23 protein-coding genes are annotated in these 21273 nt (G+C 67.4%); 9 read left to right on the top strand and 14 right to left on the bottom strand.

The genetic code is table 11. From position 1 onward, the window contains the following. The first annotated feature begins 216 nt into the window (after positions 1–216). On the top strand, positions 217–1164 hold the full coding sequence (locus tag CVV68_RS08470) for an SGNH/GDSL hydrolase family protein (RefSeq protein WP_110500560.1): 948 nt from the start codon (positions 217–219) through the stop codon (positions 1162–1164). A 34-nt stretch (positions 1165–1198) separates the two neighbouring features. On the opposite strand, the gene CVV68_RS08475 is transcribed toward CVV68_RS08470, so the two are convergent. Next, entirely contained in the window at positions 1199–2170 is a 972-nt protein-coding gene (locus CVV68_RS08475) for an o-succinylbenzoate synthase (protein ID WP_211320762.1), read from the bottom strand. A gap of 60 nt (positions 2171–2230) precedes the next feature. Between CVV68_RS08475 and CVV68_RS08480 the strand changes: the two genes are divergently transcribed. Then, entirely contained in the window at positions 2231–3127 is an 897-nt protein-coding gene (locus CVV68_RS08480) for a phosphatase PAP2 family protein (protein WP_170133124.1), read from the top strand. Between the two features lie 26 nt (positions 3128–3153). Here CVV68_RS08480 and CVV68_RS08485 read toward each other — a convergent pair whose 3' ends face one another. The 7 genes from CVV68_RS08485 to CVV68_RS08515 form a co-directional block, all read right to left on the bottom strand. After that, entirely contained in the window at positions 3154–4278 is a 1125-nt protein-coding gene (locus CVV68_RS08485) for a serine hydrolase domain-containing protein (RefSeq protein ID WP_110500563.1), read from the bottom strand. A gap of 78 nt (positions 4279–4356) precedes the next feature. After that, positions 4357–4791, bottom strand: a complete 435-nt coding sequence (locus tag CVV68_RS08490; RefSeq protein WP_110500564.1) for a nucleoside deaminase — start codon at positions 4789–4791, stop codon at positions 4357–4359. Positions 4792–4850: 59 nt separating this feature from the next. Beyond that, on the bottom strand, positions 4851–6047 hold the full coding sequence (locus tag CVV68_RS08495) for an MFS transporter (protein ID WP_110500565.1): 1197 nt from the start codon (positions 6045–6047) through the stop codon (positions 4851–4853). A 49-nt stretch (positions 6048–6096) separates the two neighbouring features. Beyond that, positions 6097–6801 (bottom strand): MBL fold metallo-hydrolase, encoded by a 705-nt coding sequence (locus CVV68_RS08500; RefSeq protein WP_110500566.1) that lies wholly within the window; start codon positions 6799–6801, stop codon positions 6097–6099. A 31-nt stretch (positions 6802–6832) separates the two neighbouring features. Beyond that, the gene (locus CVV68_RS08505) at positions 6833–8332 is read right to left on the bottom strand and encodes a dihydrolipoamide acetyltransferase family protein (protein WP_110500567.1); all 1500 of its coding nucleotides are present in this window, start codon (positions 8330–8332) and stop codon (positions 6833–6835) included. Beyond that, the gene (locus tag CVV68_RS08510; RefSeq protein WP_110500654.1) at positions 8329–9393 is read right to left on the bottom strand and encodes an alpha-ketoacid dehydrogenase subunit beta; all 1065 of its coding nucleotides are present in this window, start codon (positions 9391–9393) and stop codon (positions 8329–8331) included. The genes CVV68_RS08505 and CVV68_RS08510 overlap by 4 nt, the downstream gene beginning before the upstream one ends. 5 nt (positions 9394–9398) lie before the next feature. After that, complete coding sequence (locus tag CVV68_RS08515) at positions 9399–10556, bottom strand: thiamine pyrophosphate-dependent dehydrogenase E1 component subunit alpha (protein ID WP_110500568.1); 1158 nt, start codon at positions 10554–10556, stop codon at positions 9399–9401. Positions 10557–10801: 245 nt separating this feature from the next. Here CVV68_RS08515 and CVV68_RS08520 point away from each other — a divergent pair, with 245 nt between their 5' ends. The 3 genes from CVV68_RS08520 to CVV68_RS08530 all read left to right on the top strand — a co-directional run bounded on the left by CVV68_RS08520 (position 10802) and on the right by CVV68_RS08530 (position 12823). Further along, complete coding sequence (locus CVV68_RS08520; protein ID WP_110500569.1) at positions 10802–11254, top strand: Lrp/AsnC family transcriptional regulator; 453 nt, start codon at positions 10802–10804, stop codon at positions 11252–11254. 213 nt (positions 11255–11467) lie between these two features. Continuing rightward, positions 11468–12241, top strand: coding sequence for an isocitrate lyase/PEP mutase family protein (locus CVV68_RS08525; protein ID WP_110500570.1), 774 nt, complete (start codon positions 11468–11470; stop codon positions 12239–12241). A gap of 30 nt (positions 12242–12271) precedes the next feature. Then, the gene (locus tag CVV68_RS08530) at positions 12272–12823 is read left to right on the top strand and encodes a hypothetical protein (RefSeq protein ID WP_110500571.1); all 552 of its coding nucleotides are present in this window, start codon (positions 12272–12274) and stop codon (positions 12821–12823) included. Between the two features lie 4 nt (positions 12824–12827). On the opposite strand, the gene CVV68_RS08535 is transcribed toward CVV68_RS08530, so the two are convergent. The 6 genes from CVV68_RS08535 to paaA all read right to left on the bottom strand — a co-directional run bounded on the left by CVV68_RS08535 (position 12828) and on the right by paaA (position 17778). Beyond that, positions 12828–13610 carry an enoyl-CoA hydratase/isomerase family protein gene (locus tag CVV68_RS08535; RefSeq protein WP_110500572.1) on the bottom strand — a complete coding sequence of 261 codons (783 nt, stop codon included), beginning with the start codon at positions 13608–13610 and terminating at the stop codon, positions 12828–12830. Between the two features lie 179 nt (positions 13611–13789). Further along, entirely contained in the window at positions 13790–15007 is a 1218-nt protein-coding gene (gene paaE, locus CVV68_RS08540; protein WP_110500573.1) for a 1,2-phenylacetyl-CoA epoxidase subunit PaaE, read from the bottom strand. Continuing rightward, on the bottom strand, positions 15007–15543 hold the full coding sequence (paaD, locus tag CVV68_RS08545; protein WP_211320763.1) for a 1,2-phenylacetyl-CoA epoxidase subunit PaaD: 537 nt from the start codon (positions 15541–15543) through the stop codon (positions 15007–15009). The genes paaE and paaD overlap by 1 nt, the downstream gene beginning before the upstream one ends. A 5-nt stretch (positions 15544–15548) precedes the next feature. Then, positions 15549–16403, bottom strand: a complete 855-nt coding sequence (gene paaC / locus CVV68_RS08550) for a 1,2-phenylacetyl-CoA epoxidase subunit PaaC (protein ID WP_110500575.1) — start codon at positions 16401–16403, stop codon at positions 15549–15551. After that, positions 16403–16735, bottom strand: coding sequence for a 1,2-phenylacetyl-CoA epoxidase subunit PaaB (gene paaB, locus CVV68_RS08555; RefSeq protein WP_438502623.1), 333 nt, complete (start codon positions 16733–16735; stop codon positions 16403–16405). The genes paaC and paaB overlap by 1 nt, the downstream gene beginning before the upstream one ends. Before the next feature lie 2 nt (positions 16736–16737). Continuing rightward, the gene (gene paaA, locus CVV68_RS08560; RefSeq protein ID WP_245933425.1) at positions 16738–17778 is read right to left on the bottom strand and encodes a 1,2-phenylacetyl-CoA epoxidase subunit PaaA; all 1041 of its coding nucleotides are present in this window, start codon (positions 17776–17778) and stop codon (positions 16738–16740) included. A 158-nt stretch (positions 17779–17936) separates the two neighbouring features. On the opposite strand from paaA, the gene paaI reads away from it, so the two are divergent. The 4 genes from paaI (at position 17937) to CVV68_RS08580 (ending at position 21198) form a co-directional block, all read left to right on the top strand. Beyond that, positions 17937–18374: a hydroxyphenylacetyl-CoA thioesterase PaaI gene (paaI, locus tag CVV68_RS08565; RefSeq protein ID WP_110500578.1), complete on the top strand. Its 438-nt coding sequence runs from the start codon at positions 17937–17939 to the stop codon at positions 18372–18374. 15 nt (positions 18375–18389) lie between these two features. Then, positions 18390–19706, top strand: a complete 1317-nt coding sequence (gene paaK, locus CVV68_RS08570; protein WP_110500579.1) for a phenylacetate--CoA ligase PaaK — start codon at positions 18390–18392, stop codon at positions 19704–19706. 47 nt (positions 19707–19753) lie between these two features. Continuing rightward, positions 19754–20368, top strand: coding sequence for a TetR/AcrR family transcriptional regulator (locus tag CVV68_RS08575; protein WP_110500580.1), 615 nt, complete (start codon positions 19754–19756; stop codon positions 20366–20368). Between the two features lie 65 nt (positions 20369–20433). Continuing rightward, a complete protein-coding gene (locus CVV68_RS08580; protein ID WP_110500581.1) occupies positions 20434–21198 on the top strand; it encodes a DUF427 domain-containing protein in 765 nt (254 codons plus the stop codon). Positions 21199–21273 lie beyond the last annotated feature (75 nt).

The following is a 21273-nucleotide window of genomic DNA, read 5'->3' on the forward strand; positions in this document are numbered from 1 at the left end:
TTCGACCAGCGGCGGGCAACCGCTGGGCGTAACAGCGGCGGGAGCGGTCGAGCCACCAGTCGCTGCGCTCAGCAGGCGTGGCTGGGGACTTGCGAGCAGCAGGCCGGCGATGGGCCACCGAGCCTAACCACCCGGCCTCAACAGGCACCGGGCTCGACGTCTGCGCTTGGACGGCTACAGTGTCCACTAACGGCATCACCATAACGAAGGACCCCCATGGCCCGAGGCGGAAAGCTGCGCAGGTGGGCAGCCGCCCTGGCCTGCGCCCTGGCGCTGGCGCTGGCGCTGGCAGGCTGCGGTGTCGACGCCGCGGGCCAGATCCCGGCCGACCCCATGACACCGGCGACCGCGGCGCCAGCAAACATGCCGAAGGCAACGGCGTCCGGTACCAGCACCCCCAGCCAGGTCGCGGTCCAGGTCCTAAAACCTGCACTGCGTGGAGTCAGTGCCCAAGGACACGGAACCCGTGCGACGCCGGTAAGCCCCCTGGAACTGCCGGCCGGAACCCTGTTCCTGAACCCAGCCTCCGGCCGCAAGGAAATCATTGACCCAGCGATCACCCGGTCGGCGGTGCTCATGGGCGACTCCCAGTCCGGCGGCGCGGCCGGAGTCAAGGCCACGGACACCTGGGTTGAACGCGCGCTGACGGCGCAAGGGTACAAGGTGCACTTCGTTGGAGCAGGCGGCAGGGGCTTCGTCGCCGGGACCTCCAAATCGCCCAACTATCCCGATTCCGTCGAAAGCGGCAGGGCACTGCTCCCCTACGGCAATCCTGCCCTGGTTGTGGTCCAGGGCGGCGGCAACGACGCCGCCCTCGGCGCCCCGGACGCGCAGATCCGCGCCAACGCCGCCCGCCTGGTCCGGGATTTGCGGGCGAGCTACCCCACGTCCAAGTTCCTGCTCATCGGCACCCTCGCCAAAGGCGGCGCCAAGGGCAGCGCCAATGCCGGCGGCCGACGCAGCGAGGTGGATGCCACGCTGGGCGATTTTGCCAGGCGCAACGGCCTGCCCTTCATCAGTGCCGGCGATTGGCTGACCAGGTACCGGCTCACAGGAGAAATGGCCGACCGCGTGCACCTCACCGCGGACGGGCACACGGTTCTGACCGGGGTGCTGGCGGGAAAACTAGGGGCGATGGGCCTGAAAGGGCCAGCCGCCGGGTAGCACCGGGCCCCTGCAGGCCCGAACCACCGGCGGGCTACAGCACGGCGTAACAGCGGCGGACGCGGTCGAGCCACCAGTCGCTGCGCTCAGCCGGCGCGGCAAACCGGGCCAGCAGTTCCGGGTCCGCCGCGACATCCCGCACGGCGATCCCGCCGGACACGGCCACCAGGCTGTCGGCAACAACGTCGCCGGCCATCAGCGACACCGTCCCGAGTCCGCAGGCGTACGGCAGCGCCGGCAATGCCGCGGCCAGGGCCACCCCGGCCCGGATTCCCACCGAGGAGTCCAGCGCCGAACTGACGACGGCGGGCAGTCCGGCCTCCGCCACGATCTCCAGTGCCGCCCGCACACCGCCGAGAGGCGCGGCCTTGACCACCAGCAGGTCGGCGGCGCCGGCGCGGGCCACGGCCAAAGGGTCGGAGGCCTTGCGCACGCTTTCGTCGGCGGCAATGAGCACGGAGCCGGACAGCGCGCGCCGCACCAGGGCCATCTCGGCAACGGAAGCGACCGGCTGCTCGGCGTATTCCAGCCCAAACACGGAGAGCATGGTCAGCGCCCGGACCGCCTGATCCACATCCCAACCCCCATTGGCGTCCACCCGGATCGATGCATCGGGCAGCGAATGCCGCACTGCGGCCACGCGGGCGGCGTCGTCACGCAGGGACTGCCCCGCTTCGGCGACCTTGACCTTCACGGTGTGGACTGCGTCAAACGCACCCAGGACGGCGGGCACCTCGGCGGCGGACACCGCAGGAACCGTCGCGTTGACCGGAATCCAGTCGCGCACAGGCGCCGGGTACCCGACCCAGCCGGCCTCCAAGGCCGCTGCCAGCCACCTGGCCGATTCGACGTCGTCGTACTCCACAAACGGCGAGAACTCGGCCCACCCGGCCGGCCCCTCCAGCAGCAGCACTTCGCGTTCCACCACGCCCCGGAATTTCACGCGCATGGGGAGGGTGACAACGTGGGCGGCGGCGAGGAGTTCAGCAAGGGAAACCATGGCCATCACTTTAGCGCCACGGCCAGCTTCCTTTCATGAATCTGTGGGAACCTAGTCAGGATGAGTATGCATTCACCACGTTCGGGCCGGGGACGCCGCCAGTCCGGACGCACCCCGATCTCAGCCCTGCCGTTCATCACGGCGGCAGTGGTGTCACTGGCCGGACTGGTCGCCACGTACCTGTTTTTCGTCAAGAGCACCACGGGGCAGTTTGTGGACGAATCGGCCCTGGTGCAGGCGAAGGTGGCCCAGCAATTCATCGGGGTGCAGGCCTCCCAGGTGCTGGACCTTCTGCCGGTCACGTCCGTGGTCATCGCGTTCGTCATGGTGCTCTTTGTCACGCTCGCCCGGCGCCGGTGGAAGGCTGCGGGCATTGCCCTGGCCGCCATGGCCGCCGCCAACCTGAGCACCCAGCTGATCAAATTTGGCCTGCCGGACAGGCCGTTCATTGGCGTGCAGACCCTGACATTGAACTCGCTTCCGTCCGGCCACAGCACCATCGCGGCAAGTGCGGCGGCCGCCGTGTTCCTGGTGGTGTCCCCGCGCTGGCGTCCGGCGGTGGCGTTTGTGGGCGGCAGCTACGCCGTCATCGCCGGGGCGGCGACACTCATCAACCAGTGGCACCGCCCGGCCGACGTCGTTGCCGCCTTCTTCGTGGTTTCATTTTGGACCGCCGTTGCAGCCTTGCCGGTCCTGCGCACCGGCCGGTCCTGGAATGTGTGGCTCGGTTCGGGACAGTACTGGGCGTCGCGCCGGTGGTGGATGGGCCTGGCGGCGTTGATCGCCGTCCTCGGCGCCGTTTCCACAGCCCTGGTCCTGCGCGCCGTGGAACCCCATGCCCACAACAGCACCATCAGCTTCTTCCTGGGAGGGGTGGGACTGATTGTGGTGGCCGGCTATGGCCTGACAGCCCTCGGGACGTTGCTCCTCACCCATCAGGTACGACGCCATTCCTCCCGTTAGGCGCCTGCCCCCGGTGCCACGGTTGTCTAGAGCGCCGCGGCCAGGGGCTCCCAGAAGTAGTTGAAGTTTTCATCCGGTCCGGTCATGGCCCGCTGGGTGAACAGGACACCGATGAAATCCGCCGACGGATTCACATAGGCCGCCGTCCCCATGCCGCCCGTCCAGCCGTAGCCGCCCGGTGCAGTCCAGGGCCCCCCGCCGTCCGTGTCGACGGCGATTTGCCAACCCCAGGAAACGCCCGGGCCCGCCATCCCTTCCATGCCTTCACGCTGCGTGGCGGTGAGCTGGTCCGAGGTCATGAGGCGGCGCTGTTCCGCTGGCACCAGGGTGTCCTGCGACAGCGCGGTCAGAAAGGCCATGTAGTCCGGGACCGTGGAAACCAGCCCGCCGCCGAGGCCTTCAAACGCCGGCTCCCGCGAGAAAACACCGTCCGGCGCATCCAGTACTTCCAGCCCGTCAGGCCCGGGGCGGTAGGCAGTGGGCAGTCCGGCGGGATCCCCAAAGAAGCCGGTTCCCAACATGGCCAGGGGGGCGGTGATGCGTTCGGCCAGTATTTCGTGCAGCGGGGCACGGCCGGCGCGGGCCAGCAGGACCGAGAGGATGTCGCTGCCGGTGTGGTAGCTCCACCGGGCGCCGGGCTGGTGCGCCAGCGGAAGCCGGCCCACCCGGTGCATGAATTCATCGTGTGTCATGGCTGGCGGAATCGCGCTGGGTGCGATCCCTGACTGGTTCATGGCCTGCGCCAGCGGCGTGCTGCCAAAAATGGCGCCCAGGCCATGGGTCAAGGTCAGCAAGTGGCGGACGGTGATGTCGTGCACGGCGGGGACCGTGCTCTCCAATGGGGCGTCGGGGCTGGTGAGAACCCGGGGAAAGGCCAGCTCCGGCAGCCAGACGTCCGCGGGATCGTCAGGTGCCAGCGTGCCGTCGGCGATCATGGAAGCGGCGAGCGCACCGGCCACGGGCTTGCTGAGCGACGCGACCCGGAAGGGCGTGTCCGTGCCCATCTTTTCCGGTTTTCCCAGCGTGCGCACGCCTGCCGCAAAGTATTCCGTGGTGCCGGCGTGCCGGATGCCCGCCACCATCCCGGGCACCGAACCCGACTCAACCTTTTCCCGCAGGGCATGCCAGACCGGTTCGAATTGTGCGCTCATGGTTCCATGATTCGCGGCCCGGCCTGTGCCGTCAACAGCTTTGCGGGCCCGGCACCGGCCGGGTACCTGGTCCCCGCGCTATTCGGCGATGTCCTCTGCCCAGAGTTGCGGGTGTTCGCGCTGGAACGCGCGCATCATCTCCACGCACCGCTGGTCGTCAAGAACCTCGACGATGACACCCCGCGAGCGCAGGAGCTCAAATTCGCCCGCGAACGTTTGGGCCTCGCCCACCACCACGCGCGGAATTTTGAACTGGATGATGGTCCCGGTGCACATGGCACACGGCGCCAGCGTGGAGTACAGCACGGTGTCCCGATAGCTGCGCTGGCGGCCGGCGGCGCGCAGTGCCGACATTTCCCCGTGCGCTATGGGATCGCCGTTTTGGACCCGTTCGTTATGGCCGACGGCGACCAGCTCGCCACCGCGTGCCAGGGCGGCGCCTATGGGAATGCCGCCCTGGGACAGGCTTTCCCGTGCGGCCTGGTACGCGGCCTCAAATACTGAATCGGTCATTGCGGTCTCCTTTGTGCGGTGTCCATATGTATTGTCGCAATTTTCTTCAGGCTACCGGCCTACCGCGCAACGGGCTTGTTGCGCGGCACCCAGTAGCCCAGGACGCCCGCCGCCGCCAGCCCCAGGAGACCCGTCGCGGCAATGCCAAATGACAGCGTCACGGCGGCGGTCAGCCCGGCCAGGATGGCGGGCCCGCTGGAGCCCCCTGTATCGGAAAGGAAGCGCCAGATGCCCAGGAACTGCGCCCTTCCGTGGCGTGGTGAGTAGTCCGCGCCCATGGTCATGATCAGCCCGGAGCCGATGCCGTTGCCGAAGCCGATGAGCAGGGCCACCAGCAGCAGCGAAACAGCACCGGTGGTCAACGGCATGAGCAGCAGTGAAACGCCCATGAGCACCATGGAAGGCACCGCCACCCAGATGCGCCCCTTGCGGTCCATGACCTTGCCGGCCGGGTAAAACACCAACATGTCGATGGCCCCGGAGAGCCCGTAAATGATTGACGTCACGGCCGGGTTCAGGCCCAGGTTGTCCGCCCACAGCGGCACCACCACCTGGCGGGAGGAGCGCACGGCGCTGACCGGAAGCACGCCCATCCCCACGGTCAGGAACACTTTGCGGTGAGCGGAGATGAGGGACTTCATGGTGGGTGCGGGGCCGGCGGGCGCGGGGCCCGTTTCACTGACAAGGTCCGGCAGCCCCCAGGCTACGGCGCCCGCGGCTGCCGCTGCGGCGGCGGCCACCCAGTACGCGCCGGGCAGGCCCACCAGGTGGATCACGAGTGCGCCGATGAACGGGCCCGCGAACAGGCCGATCCGGCCCACCCCTCCCAGCATGGACATGGCCCTGGCCCGCAGGAACGGCGGGACGGCCTCGGTCAGGTAGCTTTGCCGGGCCAGGTTGAACACGGCGGAGGCCGCGCCAATCAGGAACACGCCCAGGCCAAAGAGCAGCAGGTTAGGCGAAAAGACGCAGGTCACCATGGCTGCCAGGCTCAGCGCCGCGGCCCCGACCATGCCGCGCCGTTCGCCAAACTTGGCGGTGATGACCGACGCCGGAATGTTGCTGACCAGCGAGCCAATGCCAATCAGGGCCACCACAAGTGCCGCACCGGCGAGCGAGGAACCCATGTCCCGGGCGCTCAACGGGATGACGGGGATGATGGCGCCCTCCCCCACCCCAAACAGCAAGGATGGCCCAAACGCCGGAATGGCGATGGACCAGAGGCTAAAGTCACCGGGATTCGCGTTTTTGCTCACTGGCTCAACTCTAGACCGCGTCACGGCCTGCAACCGGGGCCCTGAAGAATTAGCCGGAGTTCTCCATCCGGTCCGCCATCCGGGCCGCGAATTCCGCAGTCACCACCCGTCCGTGCCCGGGCACCATCACCGGGTACTGCCGGCCCATTCCGGCCAGGGTCCGCAGAACCCGTATCCACCCGCTGCGGTCCGCTTCCTCAAACTGGGGTTCCGCACCTTCCTCCAGGACGTCGCCCGCGAAGAGCACGCCCGGAGCGCCCACCAAGAGGTCTCCGTCGGTGTGGGCCGGACCCAGGCTGAACAGCGAGACGGCCACGCCGCCGAGGTCCAGTTTCACGGGATCCTGCTGCACCAGGTGTGTCGGGAACACCAGTTCCGTGCCGGGGCGCTCCGCCGCCGCCATTTCAGGTTCGACGCCGGACACGGCCTCCCGCTGCGACTCCCCCGTCCCCGCCATGTCCCGCCGGGCGGCGGCGTGCGCCCAAAAGTCGGCGGCGCCGTCGTTCCTGAAGACGGCGTTGCCGAAGAAGTGGTCCCAGTGGGCGTGTGTGTTGGCCACCACCAGCGGCAGCCCGGTCACCGCACGCACGGCGGCCAGGATTTCCGTGGCGTGGCGCGGTCCGCAACCGGTGTCGACCACCAGGGCCCGCTCGGATCCGACGACCAGCCCAATGTTGACCAGCGCCCGGGCGGCACCGCTGCGCATTACGTAGCTGCCTCCGCCAAGATCCTGCCATGTCGGTTGCGGCTCCATCCGTGTCCTCCCGGGTTGTGGTGCCCCCAGCCTAGAGGTCCGCGAGCGCAGCTGCGGGATTCTCCATGGCGTCGGCAACGAAGCGCAGGAACCCGGCGGCCACGGCGCCGTCGCAGACGCGGTGGTCGAAGGCGAGCGTCAGCTCCGTCAGTTTCCGCACGCAAAGCTGCCCGTCCACGACCCAGGGCTTGTCCGCGATCCGCCCGATCCCGAGCATGGCGGCTTCCGGGTAGTTGATGATGGCCGCCGATCCGTCCACGCCAAACACGCCGTAGTTGTTGATGGTGAAGGTGCCGCCGGACAGCTCCGCAGTCCCCGCCTTGCCTTCGCGCGCCTTTCCCGTCACGGCACGGATGGCTCCGTCCAGCTCCCGGGCACTGCGGCCCTGCGCGCCGCGCAGCACCGGAACCATCAGGCCACGCTCGGTTTGCGCGGCGAAGCCCAGGTTGATGCCGTCAAATTCGACGACGGTGTCCGTGCCGTCCGCGCTGGCCAGCTGGGTGTTCAGCGCCGGGAAGCGGGCCAGCCCGGCGGTGACAAAGCGCGCCACAAACGCCAGCAGGCTGGGGGCCGAGCCGTCCCTGGCCTTCATGGACGCCCGCAGTCCCACGAGTGCCGTGGCGTCCACGTCCACCCAGACAGTGGCCTCGGGGATCTCGCGTCGGCTGCGGGACAGCGCGGCCGCCGCGGCCTTCTTCACGCCGGTCAGGGGCGTCCGGGAGAGCACGCGCAGCCCGGTCCTGGAATCAACGGCGCCGGCGGCGCGTTGGCCAGCGGCACTCCCGGTGGGCGCGGCAGACGGGGCAACAGACGGGGCAGCGGCTGGAACCATGGCAGACTCCACATCCCGGCGAAGGATCAGCCCGTCAGCGCCGGTGCCGGGAATATCGGCCAGCGAGAGCCCGGAGTCGTGCGCCATCTTGCGCACCAGCGGCGAAACCACCAGGTGCGCCCGGCGCTGCGGCGCCGTGGCAACAGCCGCAGCAGCAGTTTCAGCCGCCGCGATGACGGATTCCTGCGTCACGTGGTGGTGCCGCGACGGACGGGTCCGCCCCGGTCCGCCGTGGCCGCTGGTGCCGTAGCCGATCAGTACATTGCCCGAGCCGGACGCGGGCGCGGGTCCCGCACCTTCGGAGGGCGTCGACGCCCCTGCCGCTGTCGTAGTGGGCACCGTGACGGGAGAGCCGGACGCGGCGGCCCCACCGGCGGAAGGCTCCGGGGCCCCTGCCCAGGGTGTGGTGGGCACCGCGGAGCGGGCAGGGGTAGGGGCCCCGGAGTCGGTAGCCGGTGCCGGCGCCGCTACCGAGATCAGCGGCTTGCCAACCTCCAGCGTGTCCCCCTCGGCGCCGTGCAGCGTGGCAACGGTACCCTCAAACGGCGAGGGCACCTCGACGACGGACTTGGCAGTTTCCACCTCGGCGATTGGCTGGTCGACGTGGACGGCATCGCCCACCCCCACCAGCCAAGTGACAAGCTCTGCCTCGACGAGGCCTTCACCCAGATCCGGCAGCATGAATACCTGCATGCTCATGATTCCTCCCACTGAAGTTCGTCGACGGCGTCAAGGATCCTGTCCACGCCGGGCAGGTAGTGCTTCTCCAGCCGCGGCGCCGGGTAGGGGATGTCAAAACCGGTCACGCGCAGCACCGGGGCGGCGAGCGAGTGGAAGCAGCGCTCCTGGATGCGGGCCGCGATTTCAGCGGCCATGGAGGCGAAACCCGGGGCTTCGGCGATGACCACGGCCCGCCCGGTGGAGCGGACGGCGGCGCTGATGGTCTCGTCGTCGTACGGGACCAGGGAACGGACGTCAATGACCTGCAGGGAGCGGCCCTCGGCGGCCGCGGTCTCGGCGGCGGCAAGCGCTGCGGCCATCGAAGGCCCGTAGGCGATCAGGGTGGCGTCGGTGCCTTCGCGGGCAATCGCGGCGCGGCCGATGGTGCTCGGCGCCGTGCTGCCGGCGGCATACCGTGCACGGAGGGCGTCCAGGTCCACGGTGTCCTTGGAGAAGTAGAGCTTCTTGGGCTCCATGAACACCACGGGGTCCGGGGACGCGATGGCATCGCGCAGCATGATGTAGGCGTCTGTGACGGTCGACGGCGTCAGCACCGTCAGGCCCGGCGTGTGGACGTAGTAGGCCTCGGAGGAGTCGCAGTGGTGCTCCACCCCGCCGATGCCGCCGGCGTAGGGGATGCGGATCACCAGGGGCAGCCGGACGCGTCCGCGGGTGCGGTTGCCCATCTTCGCCACATGGCTGGTGATCTGTTCAAAGGCGGGGTAGGCGAAGGCGTCGAACTGCATCTCCACGATTGGCTTCATGCCGTTGATGGCCATGCCCGTGGCCATGCCGACAATGCCGGATTCGGCCAGCGGCGTGTCAAAGCAGCGGTCCTCGCCAAAGCGCCGGGTGAGTCCGTCGGTGACGCGGAAGACGCCGCCCAGCGTGCCGACGTCCTCGCCGAAGACCAGCACTGCGGCATCCGCCGCCATGGCGTCGGACATGGCCAGGGTCAGGGCCTTGGCAAAGGTGATGGTTTGAACGCCGGAGAGCTCGGCTTCGGCCGCGGGCGTTTCAGCCTGTGCCTTGTGCGCCATGGTGGTCACGGGAGTGCTCCTTCAAGGGACTGGCCGGCGGCGAGTTCAGCCGCCAGCTGGCTGCTTTGCGCACGCAGCTGCGGCGTCGGCTCGGTGTAGACAAACCTGAACAAGTCGGCCGGGTCCAGGACGGTTTCGGCGTTCAGGCCATCGCGCAGCACCTTGGCCATGGATTCGGCGGACGCCGCGATGCGTTCGGTGTCGGCGGTGGCCAGGTGCCCGGCGTCGGCCAGGTATTTCTGTAGGCGCAACAGCGGATCCTTGGGCACCCACTGCGCCACTTCGGCGGCGCTGCGGTACCGGGTGGCGTCGTCGGCGTTGGTGTGGGATTCCATCCGGTAGGTGTGCGCCTCCACCAGGGCCGGGCCGCCGCCGTCGCGCGCGCGCTCCACCGCGCTGCCCAGCACCGCCAGAAGCGCGGCCAGGTCGTTGCCGTCCACGCGCTCGCCGGGCATGCCGTAGCCCACCGCCTTGTGGGCCAGCGACGGTGCCACGGACTGGTGAATGAGCGGGACGGAGATGGCGTACTGGTTGTTTTGGATCAGGAAGACCACCGGGACGTGGAAGACGGCGGCAAAGTTCAGGGCCTCGTGGAAGTCGCCCTCGCTGCTGGCTCCGTCCCCGCAGAGCGCCAGCACCACGGTGTCCTCGCCGCGCAGCTTGGCGGCATGCGCCACCCCGACGGCATGCAGGAGCTGGGTGGCGAGCGGCGTGGTGGGCAGGCCGGTGTTGTACTGGTGCGGGTCAAAGCCGGCGTGCCAGTCGCCGCGCAGCGACTCAAAGGCTTCCATGGGATCGACGCCGCGGCCCAGGATGGCCACGGTGTCCCGGTAGGTGGGGAACAACCAGTCGCTGGGGCGCAGGCACATGTCGGCGGCGACCTGGCAAGCCTCCTGGCCGGTCGACGACGGGTACACCGCCATCCGCCCCTGCCGCACCAGGGCATTGGCCTGGTCATTGACCCGCCGTCCCACGACGAGGCGTTCGTAGCCGTCCAACAACATCTGATGGTCGGGGAGGCTGTAGTTCTCCTTGTAGCCGCCCTCGGGCGCCGGAGAGCCGTCAGGTGAGATCAGCTGGACCGGCGCGCCGGACGGCAGCAGATAACCGCTGTCCCGGCCCGCATTGCCCGTGTGATCGATAAATTCCGGGTGGTTCGTCATTGAAGTCCCACTCCTCCCAGGGAGCTGCGCCGCCCACCCGACCCCCTGCGGGGCACTGGCGGGCCGCCTGCGTAAAGATGTTCCGTCCCTCAAGTATGGGAGTGGATTACGTTTTGTATCCATGCCTTTCGGTATCTCTGGAATATTGCGAATAGGGGTCGTATTATTGAAGACATAACTTCCAGGTGACGTGCATTACGAGCACAGTACGTCTCACGCCCTTCCCCGCCGCCGCAAAGGACCCCATGCCAGAGCACTCCCCCGTACCGCTGGACGACGTGGACCGCAGGATCATCGCCGAGCTCACCCGCGATGGCAGGCTTTCCGTGACCACCGTGGCGGAGAATGCGCACATCTCCCGGGCGCACGCCTATGCCCGCATTTCCCGGCTGACCTCCACCGGCGTGCTGACCAAGTTCACGGCCCTGGTGGACCCCGTGAAGGCCGGGCTGAAGTCCTCGGCCTACGTGACGCTGAAGGTCAGCCAGCATTCCTGGCGGGAATTGAAGGAGGAACTGCGCGCCATCCCCGAAGTGGAGCACATTGCCCTGGTGGGCGGTGACTTTGATGTGATGTTGCTGGTGCGCGCGGAGGACAACACGGGGCTCCGGCGCGTGATCTTTGACCAGCTGCAGTCCATGGCCGGTGTGCAGGACACCCAGACGTTTTTGATCTTTGAGGACCTTGACAACCGGTGACCGAACCAACTGGCTTAAGCCGGGCAGGAGCCGCAGCCTGAAATTGGGTCCGTTCCTGCAGGCCCGCTCCGGTTCCATCATTGAAATGCGACGGCTTTTCAGCGCCAGGGGTGCCCTGCGGACTGCCGGAGCTGCCGGCATCATTTCCTGGGTGGTTGGCGGCTTCGCGATCTTGGTCCTGACGCCGGAGGCAATGAGGGCTAGGCTCGTTCCATGAGCACAGCAAGCAAGGCAACAGAACTTCTCCGCCTGCACAATGCGCCTGAAATCCTCCAACTGGCCAATGTCTGGGACGTCATCAGCACCAAGGTCATCTCGGACCTGCCCGGCACGAAGGCGCTGGCCACCGCCAGCCACTCAATCGCCGCATCCTACGGCTACGAGGACGGCGAGCACATCCCGGTGGCCACCATGATCGAGGCCATCGGCCGGATCGCAGCGGCGACGGACCTGCCCGTCACAGCTGACCTTGAGGCCGGCTACGGCAACCCCGGTGAGACCATCCGCAAGGCGGTGGGCGTGGGCATTGTCGGGGCCAACATCGAGGACCAGATGCGCCCGCTGCCGCAGGCCGTTGCGCAGATGAAGCAGGCCGTCGCCGCAGGCACCGCCGAAGGAATTGAGTTTGTCCTCAACGCCCGCACCGACGCCTTCCTGCGCGGCGCGGACCGTGACCCGAGGGAGGTGCTGGAGGCCGCCGTCGAACGCGGCCGCGCCTACCTTGAAGTGGGGGCCAGCTGCGTGTTCGTGCCCGGAAAACTGGACGAGCCCACCGTCAAGGCACTTGTGACCGGAATTGGCCGGGGCAAGGTCAGTGTCATCAACGTGCCCGGCTCGCTCACACCGTCCAGGCTTCAGGAGCTGGGCGTGGCCCGGATTTCATACGGCCCGTGGATCCAGCGAGTGGCCATGACCGCGATCGCCGACGCCGCCACCGCCCTGATGAACGACGGCGCCCTCCCGGAAGGAACGCGCCCGCTGAACTGACTGGCGGGAATAGTCTGCGACGATTGATCCATGAAGAATCACCACACCGTCCGGGCCGTAGCAGCTGAGACCGCCATTGCAGTCCAGGAAGCGCCAGCGGTGAACAGGCTTGTCTTCGCCACCGCGGGCCTGGGCGCACTGCTCTCGGGGCTCATGCTTTTGCTCGGCGCCGGCGACCCCGCCACCATTAGCGCCCCCGTCTTCTTCCTGACGCCGCTGGTCCCGGCATTCTGCGCGGCGCTGCTCTGGCTGCCGCTGTCCTTCTCCAAGCGAACCCATCCCACCGAGGCACGCCGCCAGAGCGTCTCGGCCGCCGGGCTGATGTTCATCCTGGCGATCATCTTCTTCTTCATCGAATGGTCCGCCCGCTTTGAACTGAGCCTCTTCTTCGCCGTCATGCTTTTTGCCTGGGGCAGCCGGCTGAAGTTTCAACCATTGAAGTGGGCAGCACTGCCATACGTGGCCGCAGCCATCCTGCTGCGCCTTCTCGATTTTCCCGGCGAAGCAATCATCCTGCTGGTTCTGGGGGCGCTGACCATCGCATGGCCGTTTGTGCGCAAGGCGGCCCGCTCAGCACGTTGAAGCGTCAACGGCCGGTGAAGTCCGGCTTCCGCTTGGCCGTGAACGCGGCGAATCCCTCGGCGTAGTCGGCCGTTGCGGACAGCCCCGCCTGCGCCTGGCTTTCAAGTGCGACGGCGTCCCAGAGCCCCAGCCGACGGTCCCGGATTTGTGCCACGAGGGCCTTGCTGGCGTTGAATGCCTGGGTTGGCCCGGCCGCGGCCTTGGCTGCGGCAGCACGGGTGAAGGCGAGCAGTTCCTCCGCCGGCTTGGCCCGGCTGAACAGCCCGGCCGCCACGGCCTCCGTGCCGCCGATCAGCTCGGCCGTGTAGATCAGGTCAAGGGTGCGGTGCGTGCCGAGCCGTTCGGTGAACAGCCAGTGTCCGCCGGAGTCCAGGGTGGCACCGAGGTTGGCAAACGGCGAGCCGATCTTGGCGTTTTCGGCCACGTACACCACGTCGGTGGCGATCAGCAGGCCCAGCCCCACACCGAGGCAGGCGCCCTGCGCTGCGGCAAAGGTGGGCGCCGGGAAAGCGGCGATTTTCTTCATGAGCGGTGTCAGCAGTCCGTCCAGGTATCCGCTGACATCGTCGGTGGCGCCGTCCACCCCGGCAATGTCGCGCCCGGCGCAGAAAGCCCGTCCCTCACCCCGCAGCAACAGTGCCCGGACGGTGCCCGCCCGAACTGCTGCAGCGGCGTCGTCGTACGCGGCGCCAAGCTCCCCCAACGCCGCCTCGTTGAGCGAATTCAACTTCTCCGGGGCATTGAGCACAATCTCGGCAACGCCGTCGGCAATGGAAAGCTCAATCATGGACACTCCTCAGTTGGGCTGGTTTCCGGTTCGCGGTGTCTCGACGGACCCGACCAACGCGACCACCGGGCGGAGCGGAATTGGGGGCTGGCGGCGTGGTGGGCGTCGCCGCGGACACACCGACGGAGTCGTGTGTGGCGCGGTGCGGGCACCTGCCCCCAATTCCGCGCAGCACGGCGTCAGCCGTCGTAGTCAACGGTGACCTCGGCGGTGGTGGGGCGGGACTGGCAGGTGAGGACGTAGCCGTTTTCGACTTCGTCGGGCTCGAGGGCGTAGTTCTCCTCCATCTCCACCGTGCCACACACCAGCTTCGCCCGGCAGGTGCCGCACACTCCGCCGGCGCAGGCGAAAGGCACGTCGGGACGCACGCGCAGGGCGGCGTTGAGGATCGACTCGCGTGCATGGGTCGGGCTGAGGATGTCCGCGGTAAGCCCATCCAGGGTGAAGGTGATCTTGTACGTTTCCCCGGACTCGTCCACCACCACGGCGCGGCCGGCCTGTCCCTCGGGTCGGTCGGGACGGCCCGTGGTGAACAGTTCAAACCGGACCCGGTCCCTGTTGACGCCGCGGGCTTGGAGCACGTCGCGGCACAGCTGCACCAGTTCAAAGGGCCCGCAAAGGAACCATTCATCGACGTCGTCGGCGTGGATGGCGGTGCCGAGGAGGGCTTCGAGCTTTTCCGCGTCCAGGCGCCCGCTCATCAGCGGGGCGATGCGCTGTTCACGGGAGAGCACGTGGTGCAGTGCAAACCGCCGGGGATACCGGTCCTTCAGGTCCGCCAGCTCCTCCAGGAACATGACGTCCATGGTGGCCTTGTTCGCGTAGACCAGGTCGAAGCGGGTGCCGGGGTTGCCGGCCAGGAGTGACTTTGCCAGGGCCATGACCGGGGTGATCCCCGAGCCGGCGGCGATGGCCACGTAGGTGCCGGCGTCGCGCTCCCTGTCCGCGGGGTGGTTCATGCTGTTGAGGACGTTGGACACGCCGCCGCTGATTCCCGCTGCGTCCGTGCCGCCGTGCTTGGAGATAAAGGCGCCCATGGGGCTCATGACGTCCATGACGGCACCGGCCGCCAGTTCCTTGTTGGCCCAGGTGGAAAATTCCCCGCCAATGTCCCTCTTGATGGCCACCCGGACCTCGGAGCTGCCGTCGTCAAACTGCACCGGCACGGCGCAAATGGAATAGCTGCGGCGCACCTCGCGGTCCACGCCGTCGGCGTCCGGCATCTGTACACGCAGCGCAACGTACTGGCCCGGCAGGTAGTCGTAGTAGCCGGAAAGCGCTGCAGGCACGGCGAACGTGACCTCGATGGCATCCTCGGTGAGCCGGCGGACAGCCTTGACGGTGAGTGTGTGGAACGAGGCCCGCCGCCGGGCTGTGGCATCTGCGGGAACGCTCATTAGAGCACCTTAAAGTAGTCAAACGGTTCCCTGCAGTCCTGGCAGACGTAGAGCGCCTTGCAGGATGTGGAGCCGAAGCGGGTAAGTTCCTTGGTATTGAGCGACTGGCACTGCGGACATTTGACCTGCAACGCAAGCCGGATGGGGCCGCTGTGGCCTCCGGCACGCGAGTTGCCGCTGGGCGGGGCGATCCCGTATTCCTCCAGCTTGGCCCTGCCCTCGGCACTCATCCAGTCGGTGGTCCAGGCCGGGGACAGCACCATGGCCACGCTCGCGGACGAGTAGCCTTCCCTGGCGAACTCGGCCAGGACGTCGTCCCGGATCGCTTCCATGGCGGGGCAGCCGGAGTAGGTGGGCGTGATGGTGACCTGGACTGCCGTCCGGCCCGGACCGGCGTCGTACACGTCCACGCTGCGCAGGATGCCCAAATCCGCGATGGTGAGCACGGGAATTTCGGGATCACACACGCGCGCGGCGATGTCCCAGGCCCGCTGCCGCGCTGTCCTGCTCGGCGCTGTCCTGTGGACCGTATCCATGACTGTCACCAGCCCGCCCCGGGAAATTCGCGTGCCAGGACCTGCATCTCGGCCAGCACGGGGCCCAGGTATTCCGAGTGGTGGCCATGCCGGCCACCGCCGGTGGCCATGGGGTGCCCGGCCACGTCCAGTTCGGCCTCGGCCAGGACGGCGCCCGTGGAGCGGTCAAATTCGTCCTTCAGGGAGGAGGGCGCGACGCCGGCCCCGCCCAGCCGCGCGGTGAGCTCGTCGTCCTCGAACAGCTCGCCGGCAAACGGCCACATGAGCTTGAGGCCGGCCTCCATGCGGCGCCGGGATTCCGCCGTCCCGCCGGCCAGGCGCAAGACCCACTGGGTGCTGTGGTCCAGGTGGTAGTCCACTTCCTTGACGGCCTTGGCGGCGATGGCGGCCAGCATGGGGTCGGAGGATTTTGTCAGTTCCCGGTAGAGCGGGAACTGGTAGTTCGCCACGATGAACTGCCTGGCAATGGTGGCGGCAAAGTCGCCGTTGGGCTGCTCAAAAAGGTGCGCGGAGCGGAATTCCGACTCGCGGCGGAAGTAGGCGAGCTCGTCCTCCGTCTTGCCCCAGGCGGCTCCGGCGTACGTGAGGAACGAGCGGGCATGGCCCAGCTGGTCCAGGGCGATGTTGCCCAGTGCCACGTCCTCCTCAAGTTCCGGGGCGCGGGAGATCCAGTGGCCCAGGCGCTGGGCCAGGATCAGTGCATCGTCGCCGAGCCGCAGCGCGTATTCGCCAACGTCTTCGCCGGGCTTTGCCGTGCCTTGTTCGGCGGCGAGCGCAATGTCCTCGGGCCGGAGGGCGAAGCCGGGCGTAATGCGGGTGGCGGAAGCGGAAGAATCGCCGAAATTGGTCTGCTGGTTCATTAGAGGTGCTTCACCCCTTCGCTCTTCGTGTAGTAGGTGGCGTGCCGGTAGTCCTTGCCCTGGGGCGACTCGAAGAAGGAGCCCTTGGAATCAGGGTCTGAGGCGGCAATGGCGTCGGAGGGGACCACCCAGATGGACACGCCCTCGTTGCGGCGGGTGTACAGGTCGCGGGCGTTGCGCAGCGCCATGGAAGCGTCCGGCGCGTGCAGTGAGCCGGCGTGGACATGGCTGAGTCCGCGGCTGGAGCGGACAAAGACCTCCCACAGGGGCCAGCGGTGGGCGCCTTCGGTGGGTTCCGGCGTCGGACTTTCCATTGCTTCCTTGTCACCCATCTTTAGGCTGCTGCTTTCTGTGCGTTCGCGGCGGTGTGCTGGGCGGCCTGCTTTTCCGCGTAAGCTGCGGCGGCCTCGCGGACCCAGGCGCCGTCTTCGTGCGCGGAGCGGCGGCGTTCCAGGCGCTGGGCATTGCAGGGGCCGCGGCCGGCCAGGACTTCCTTGAACTCTTCCCAGTCCAGCGGGCCGTATTCCCACTTTTTGGTGTCCGCGTCAAAACGGACCTGGTCATCGGGCAGCTCCAGCCCCAGCACCTTGACCTGCTCGGCGAGCATCCCCACAAAGCGGGAGCGCAGCTCGTCGTTGCTGAACCTTTTGATGTTCCAGGCCATGGACTGCTTGGAGTTGGGGGAATCGTCGTCCGGCGGGCCGAACATCATCAGGGATGGCGCGTACCAGCGGTTGACGGCGTCCTGGGCCATGGCGCGTTGTTCCGGGGTGCCGTTGGCCAGCTCCAGCAGGATCTCAAAGCCCTGGCGCTGGTGGAAGGATTCCTCCTTGCACACTCGCACCATGGCGCGTCCGTAGGGACCGTAGGATGCGCGGCACAGGGGAACCTGGTTGCAAATAGCGGCACCGTCCACCATCCAGCCAATGGCGCCCATGTCCGCCCAGGTGACGGTGGGGTAGTTAAAAATGGAGGAATAGCGCGCCTTGCCGGCCACCAGCGCGTCCATCATGTCGTCGCGCGTGGTGCCGAGCGTCTCGGCGGCGGAGTACAGATACAGGCCGTGGCCGGCCTCGTCCTGGACCTTGGCCATGAGGATGGACTTGCGCTTGAGGCTGGGCGCCCGGGTGATCCAATTGGCTTCGGGCTGCATGCCGATGATCTCCGAGTGCGCGTGCTGGGAAATTTGGCGCACCAGCGAACGGCGGTAGGCCTCCGGCATCCAGTCCCTGGGCTCCACACGGGAATCCTTGGCGATGATCCGGTCGAAATTTTCCAAGCCGGCGGCGTCTTCCGCGGACAGTGCTTCTACAACCGGTGCCTCCGCTGCATTCCTTGGGGCGGACCGGCCCCCCTGCTGCATATTCCGTGCCATGGCAACTCCTCAATGTGGTGCCGACATTAATTACCGACCGTTCGTTCAGAATATAGTGTGACGGGCGCCTCGTCAATCCAGTGACGCCCGGATTGACAGAAGGGGTCGGAAGGGTATTACCTAATGAACATTCGGTAAGAAAAAGTGAGGGGCAACACATGGCGTCCAGCGGGGCCGGGGCACAGCACCCCATGCTGTCCAACGACTACGCGTCCGAATGGCTGGGCATTGAAGTGCTGGGGCTGGAGGACGGACACGCAACGATTGCCATGACGCTGCGCCCGGAGATGATGAACGGGTTCGGAATCACGCACGGCGGCATGATCTTCGCCTTCGCCGACTCGGCCTTCGCTCTGGCGTGCAACCCGGCGAAAGGTGACAGTGGCTATGTGACCGTCGCGTCCGGCGTCGACGTTAACTTCCTGGCGCCAACCCGTGCTGGCCAGCGCCTCACGGCCGTCGCCAACCGCCGCCAGCAACAGGGCCGCAGCGGGCTCTACGACGTCCAGGTCACAGCCGAGAACGGCGGCACCCCCACCGTGGTCGCAGAATTCCGCGGCCGCAGCAGGACCATTCCCAACAGGCACACGAACTGAAAGGTCCGTCCCACGATGACCGACTCCACAAAAACCGACCCCTCGATGCTGGACGCTGCGGAACTGATGAGCCGCGACGAGCTGGAGGCCCTGCAGCTCTCCCGGCTCCAGGACACGGTGGCCTACGCCTATGACCGGGTCCCGCTGTACAAGCGCAAGTTTGATGAAGTCGGCGTCCACCCATCGGATCTGTTGGAGCTGGCAGATCTGGCCAAGTTTCCGTACACCACCAAGGAGGACCTGCGTCAGGAGTACCCGTTCGGCATGTTCGCGGTGCCCCAGAACGAAGTGGTGCGCATCCATGCCAGCTCCGGCACCACCGGCCGGCCCACCGTGGTCGGCTACACGCAAAACGACCTCGATGTATGGGCTTCCCTGGTGGCACGCTCCATGCGCGCCTCCGGCGTGCGGCCCGGCATGAAGGTGCACGTCGCCTACGGCTACGGCCTGTTCACCGGCGGGCTGGGCGCCCACTACGGTGCCGAGGCGCTGGGCACCACCGTCATCCCCATGTCCGGCGGGCAGACTGAGAAGCAGATCCAGCTGATCCAGGACTTCAAGCCCGACGCCATCATGTGCACGCCCACGTACCTGCTGACCATCATGGATGCCATGATCCACCGCGGCATCGACCCCCGCGCCACATCCCTGAAGTTTGCCGTATGCGGGGCGGAGCCGTGGACGGAGGAGATGCGCCACGAACTGGAGCAGGGCCTGGACCTGGACGCCTGCGACATCTACGGGCTCTCCGAGGTCATGGGCCCCGGCGTCGCCGGTGAATCCGTGGAGACCAAGGACGGCAACCACATCTGGGAGGACCACTTCCGTCCGGAAATCATCGACCCCTTTGACCACACCACGGTGCTGCCCGACGGGCACAAGGGCGAGCTGGTGTTCACCACGCTCACCAAGGAGGCGCTGCCCATCATCCGGTACCGCACCAAGGACCTCTCCAGCCTGCTGCCGGGAACGGCCCGCCCGTCCATGCGCCGGATGTCCCGGATCAGCGGCCGCAGCGACGACATGATCATCCTGCGCGGCGTCAACATGTTCCCCTCGCAAATCGAGGAAATCGCCCTGCGCATCCCGGTGTTCAGCCCGCACTTCCAGCTGGAACTGACCCGCAGCGGCCGGATGGATGAGATGACCATCCACATCGAACCCCGCGAAAACACCACGGCGGAGGAACGCAGCGCCGCAGCCCTGGCGTTGAAATCCCAGATCAAGATCCACGTCGGCTCCTCGTGCACCATCGATGTCGTCACACCCGGCTCGCTGGAACGCTCCAACGGCAAACTGCGCCGCATCTATGACAACCGGCCCAGGGTCTAAGTCCCGGCGGTCGAGCCCGTCGAGGCGCACATGAGAAACTAGGAACCATGCCCAGCACCGCCACCAGCCCGCACGCCGCCGCCGCCAAGCGGGGCCGGCCCGGTTATGACCAGCAGTCCGTGCTGCACATTGCCGTGGACGTGTTCAACAAGCACGGCTACGAGGCCACGTCGATGGGCACCCTGGCCGGGCACCTGGGCATCTCCAAGTCCGCCATCTACCACCATGTCCCCTCCAAGGAGGACCTGCTGCGGTTGGCGTTGGAGGAGGCCCTCGGCGGTCTGGAAGGAGTCCTGAAGCTCGACGGCGCCACCTCCGGAGCGCCGGATTCCCGCCTTGAATTTGTGCTCCGCGGGACGATCGGGGTGCTGGTGGACCGGCTGCCGTTCGTCACACTGCTGCTGCGCCTGCGGGGCAACACGGAGATGGAACGCGAGGCCCTGGCCCGCCGCCGCGTTTTTGACCGCACCATCACCGGACTCGTTGCGGCCGCCCAGGAAGACGGCTCCCTGCGCACCGACATCGCCCCGGGAACCATCACCCGACTGCTGTTCGGCACCATCAACTCGATCGTGGAATGGTACAAGCCAGGAGGTGCGCTGTCCGCCGAAAAGCTGGCGGACGACGTCATCACCATGTCCTTCCAAGGGCTGCACCAGTAGCCAACGCCGGGCCACCGGAGTCGTGCCCCGTTGACTCCTCTGCGCGACAAGCGCACGATTTACGCATGGCCACCAAAATTTCCGACGCCCTCCAGGCCCTCTCCGACGAACTGCGCTTTGAACCCACCACCAAGCGGATCCGCGCCATGCTCGGGGACGATGTTGTCCTTGATTCCCGCGGCGCAGTCGCCCTCTGGGAACCCGGGCGCGTGGTGCCGTGCTATGCGGCCCCGGCGAACGACGTCGTGGGTGTTCTCAGCCCTGCCACTCCGGCACAGCCCTGGCCGGACATGCCCACGGTGCTGCACCCCGGCATACCATTCAGCCGGCACAGCTCGCCGGGAACGGCGCTGGATGTTTCCGCCGGAGGGCAAAGCGCAGCGGGGGCCGCGTTTGAGCTCGACGATCCCGATCTCACCGGCTATGTGGCCTTTGACCCCGCCGCGTTCAACTGGCTGGAGGAGAACGACGCCGTCCAGTCGCACCCGCGCGACCCCTTTCACCGCGTGGACATCCGCCACAGCGCCCGGCATGTACGCGTCACGGCCGAAGGGGTGGCGCTGGCTGAGTCCAGTAATCCCGTGATGGTTTTTGAAACCGCCTTGGCTGAGCGGATCTATCTGCCGCCGAACGACGTGGACTGGGACCAGCTGATCCCCACCGATTCCGTGACGCTCTGCCCGTACAAGGGCTCGGCAAGCTATTGGCGGCTGGCCGGCGGTTCCGGGGAGGACGTTGCCTGGAGCTACCGAGAGCCGCTGCCGCTTGCCGCGGAAATCGCAGGACTGGTCTGCTTCTACGACAACCGCGTGGACGTCAGGGAGCTGTAGCCGGCCGGCACTCCACACCGCATCAAACGCTCCCGCAGAAGCGGGTGCCTTTCCCGGCGCTCTCACCTAGGGAGG

Origin of the sequence: Arthrobacter livingstonensis, assembly GCF_003219815.1 — a bacterium.
Lineage (GTDB): Bacteria > Actinomycetota > Actinomycetes > Actinomycetales > Micrococcaceae > Specibacter > Specibacter livingstonensis.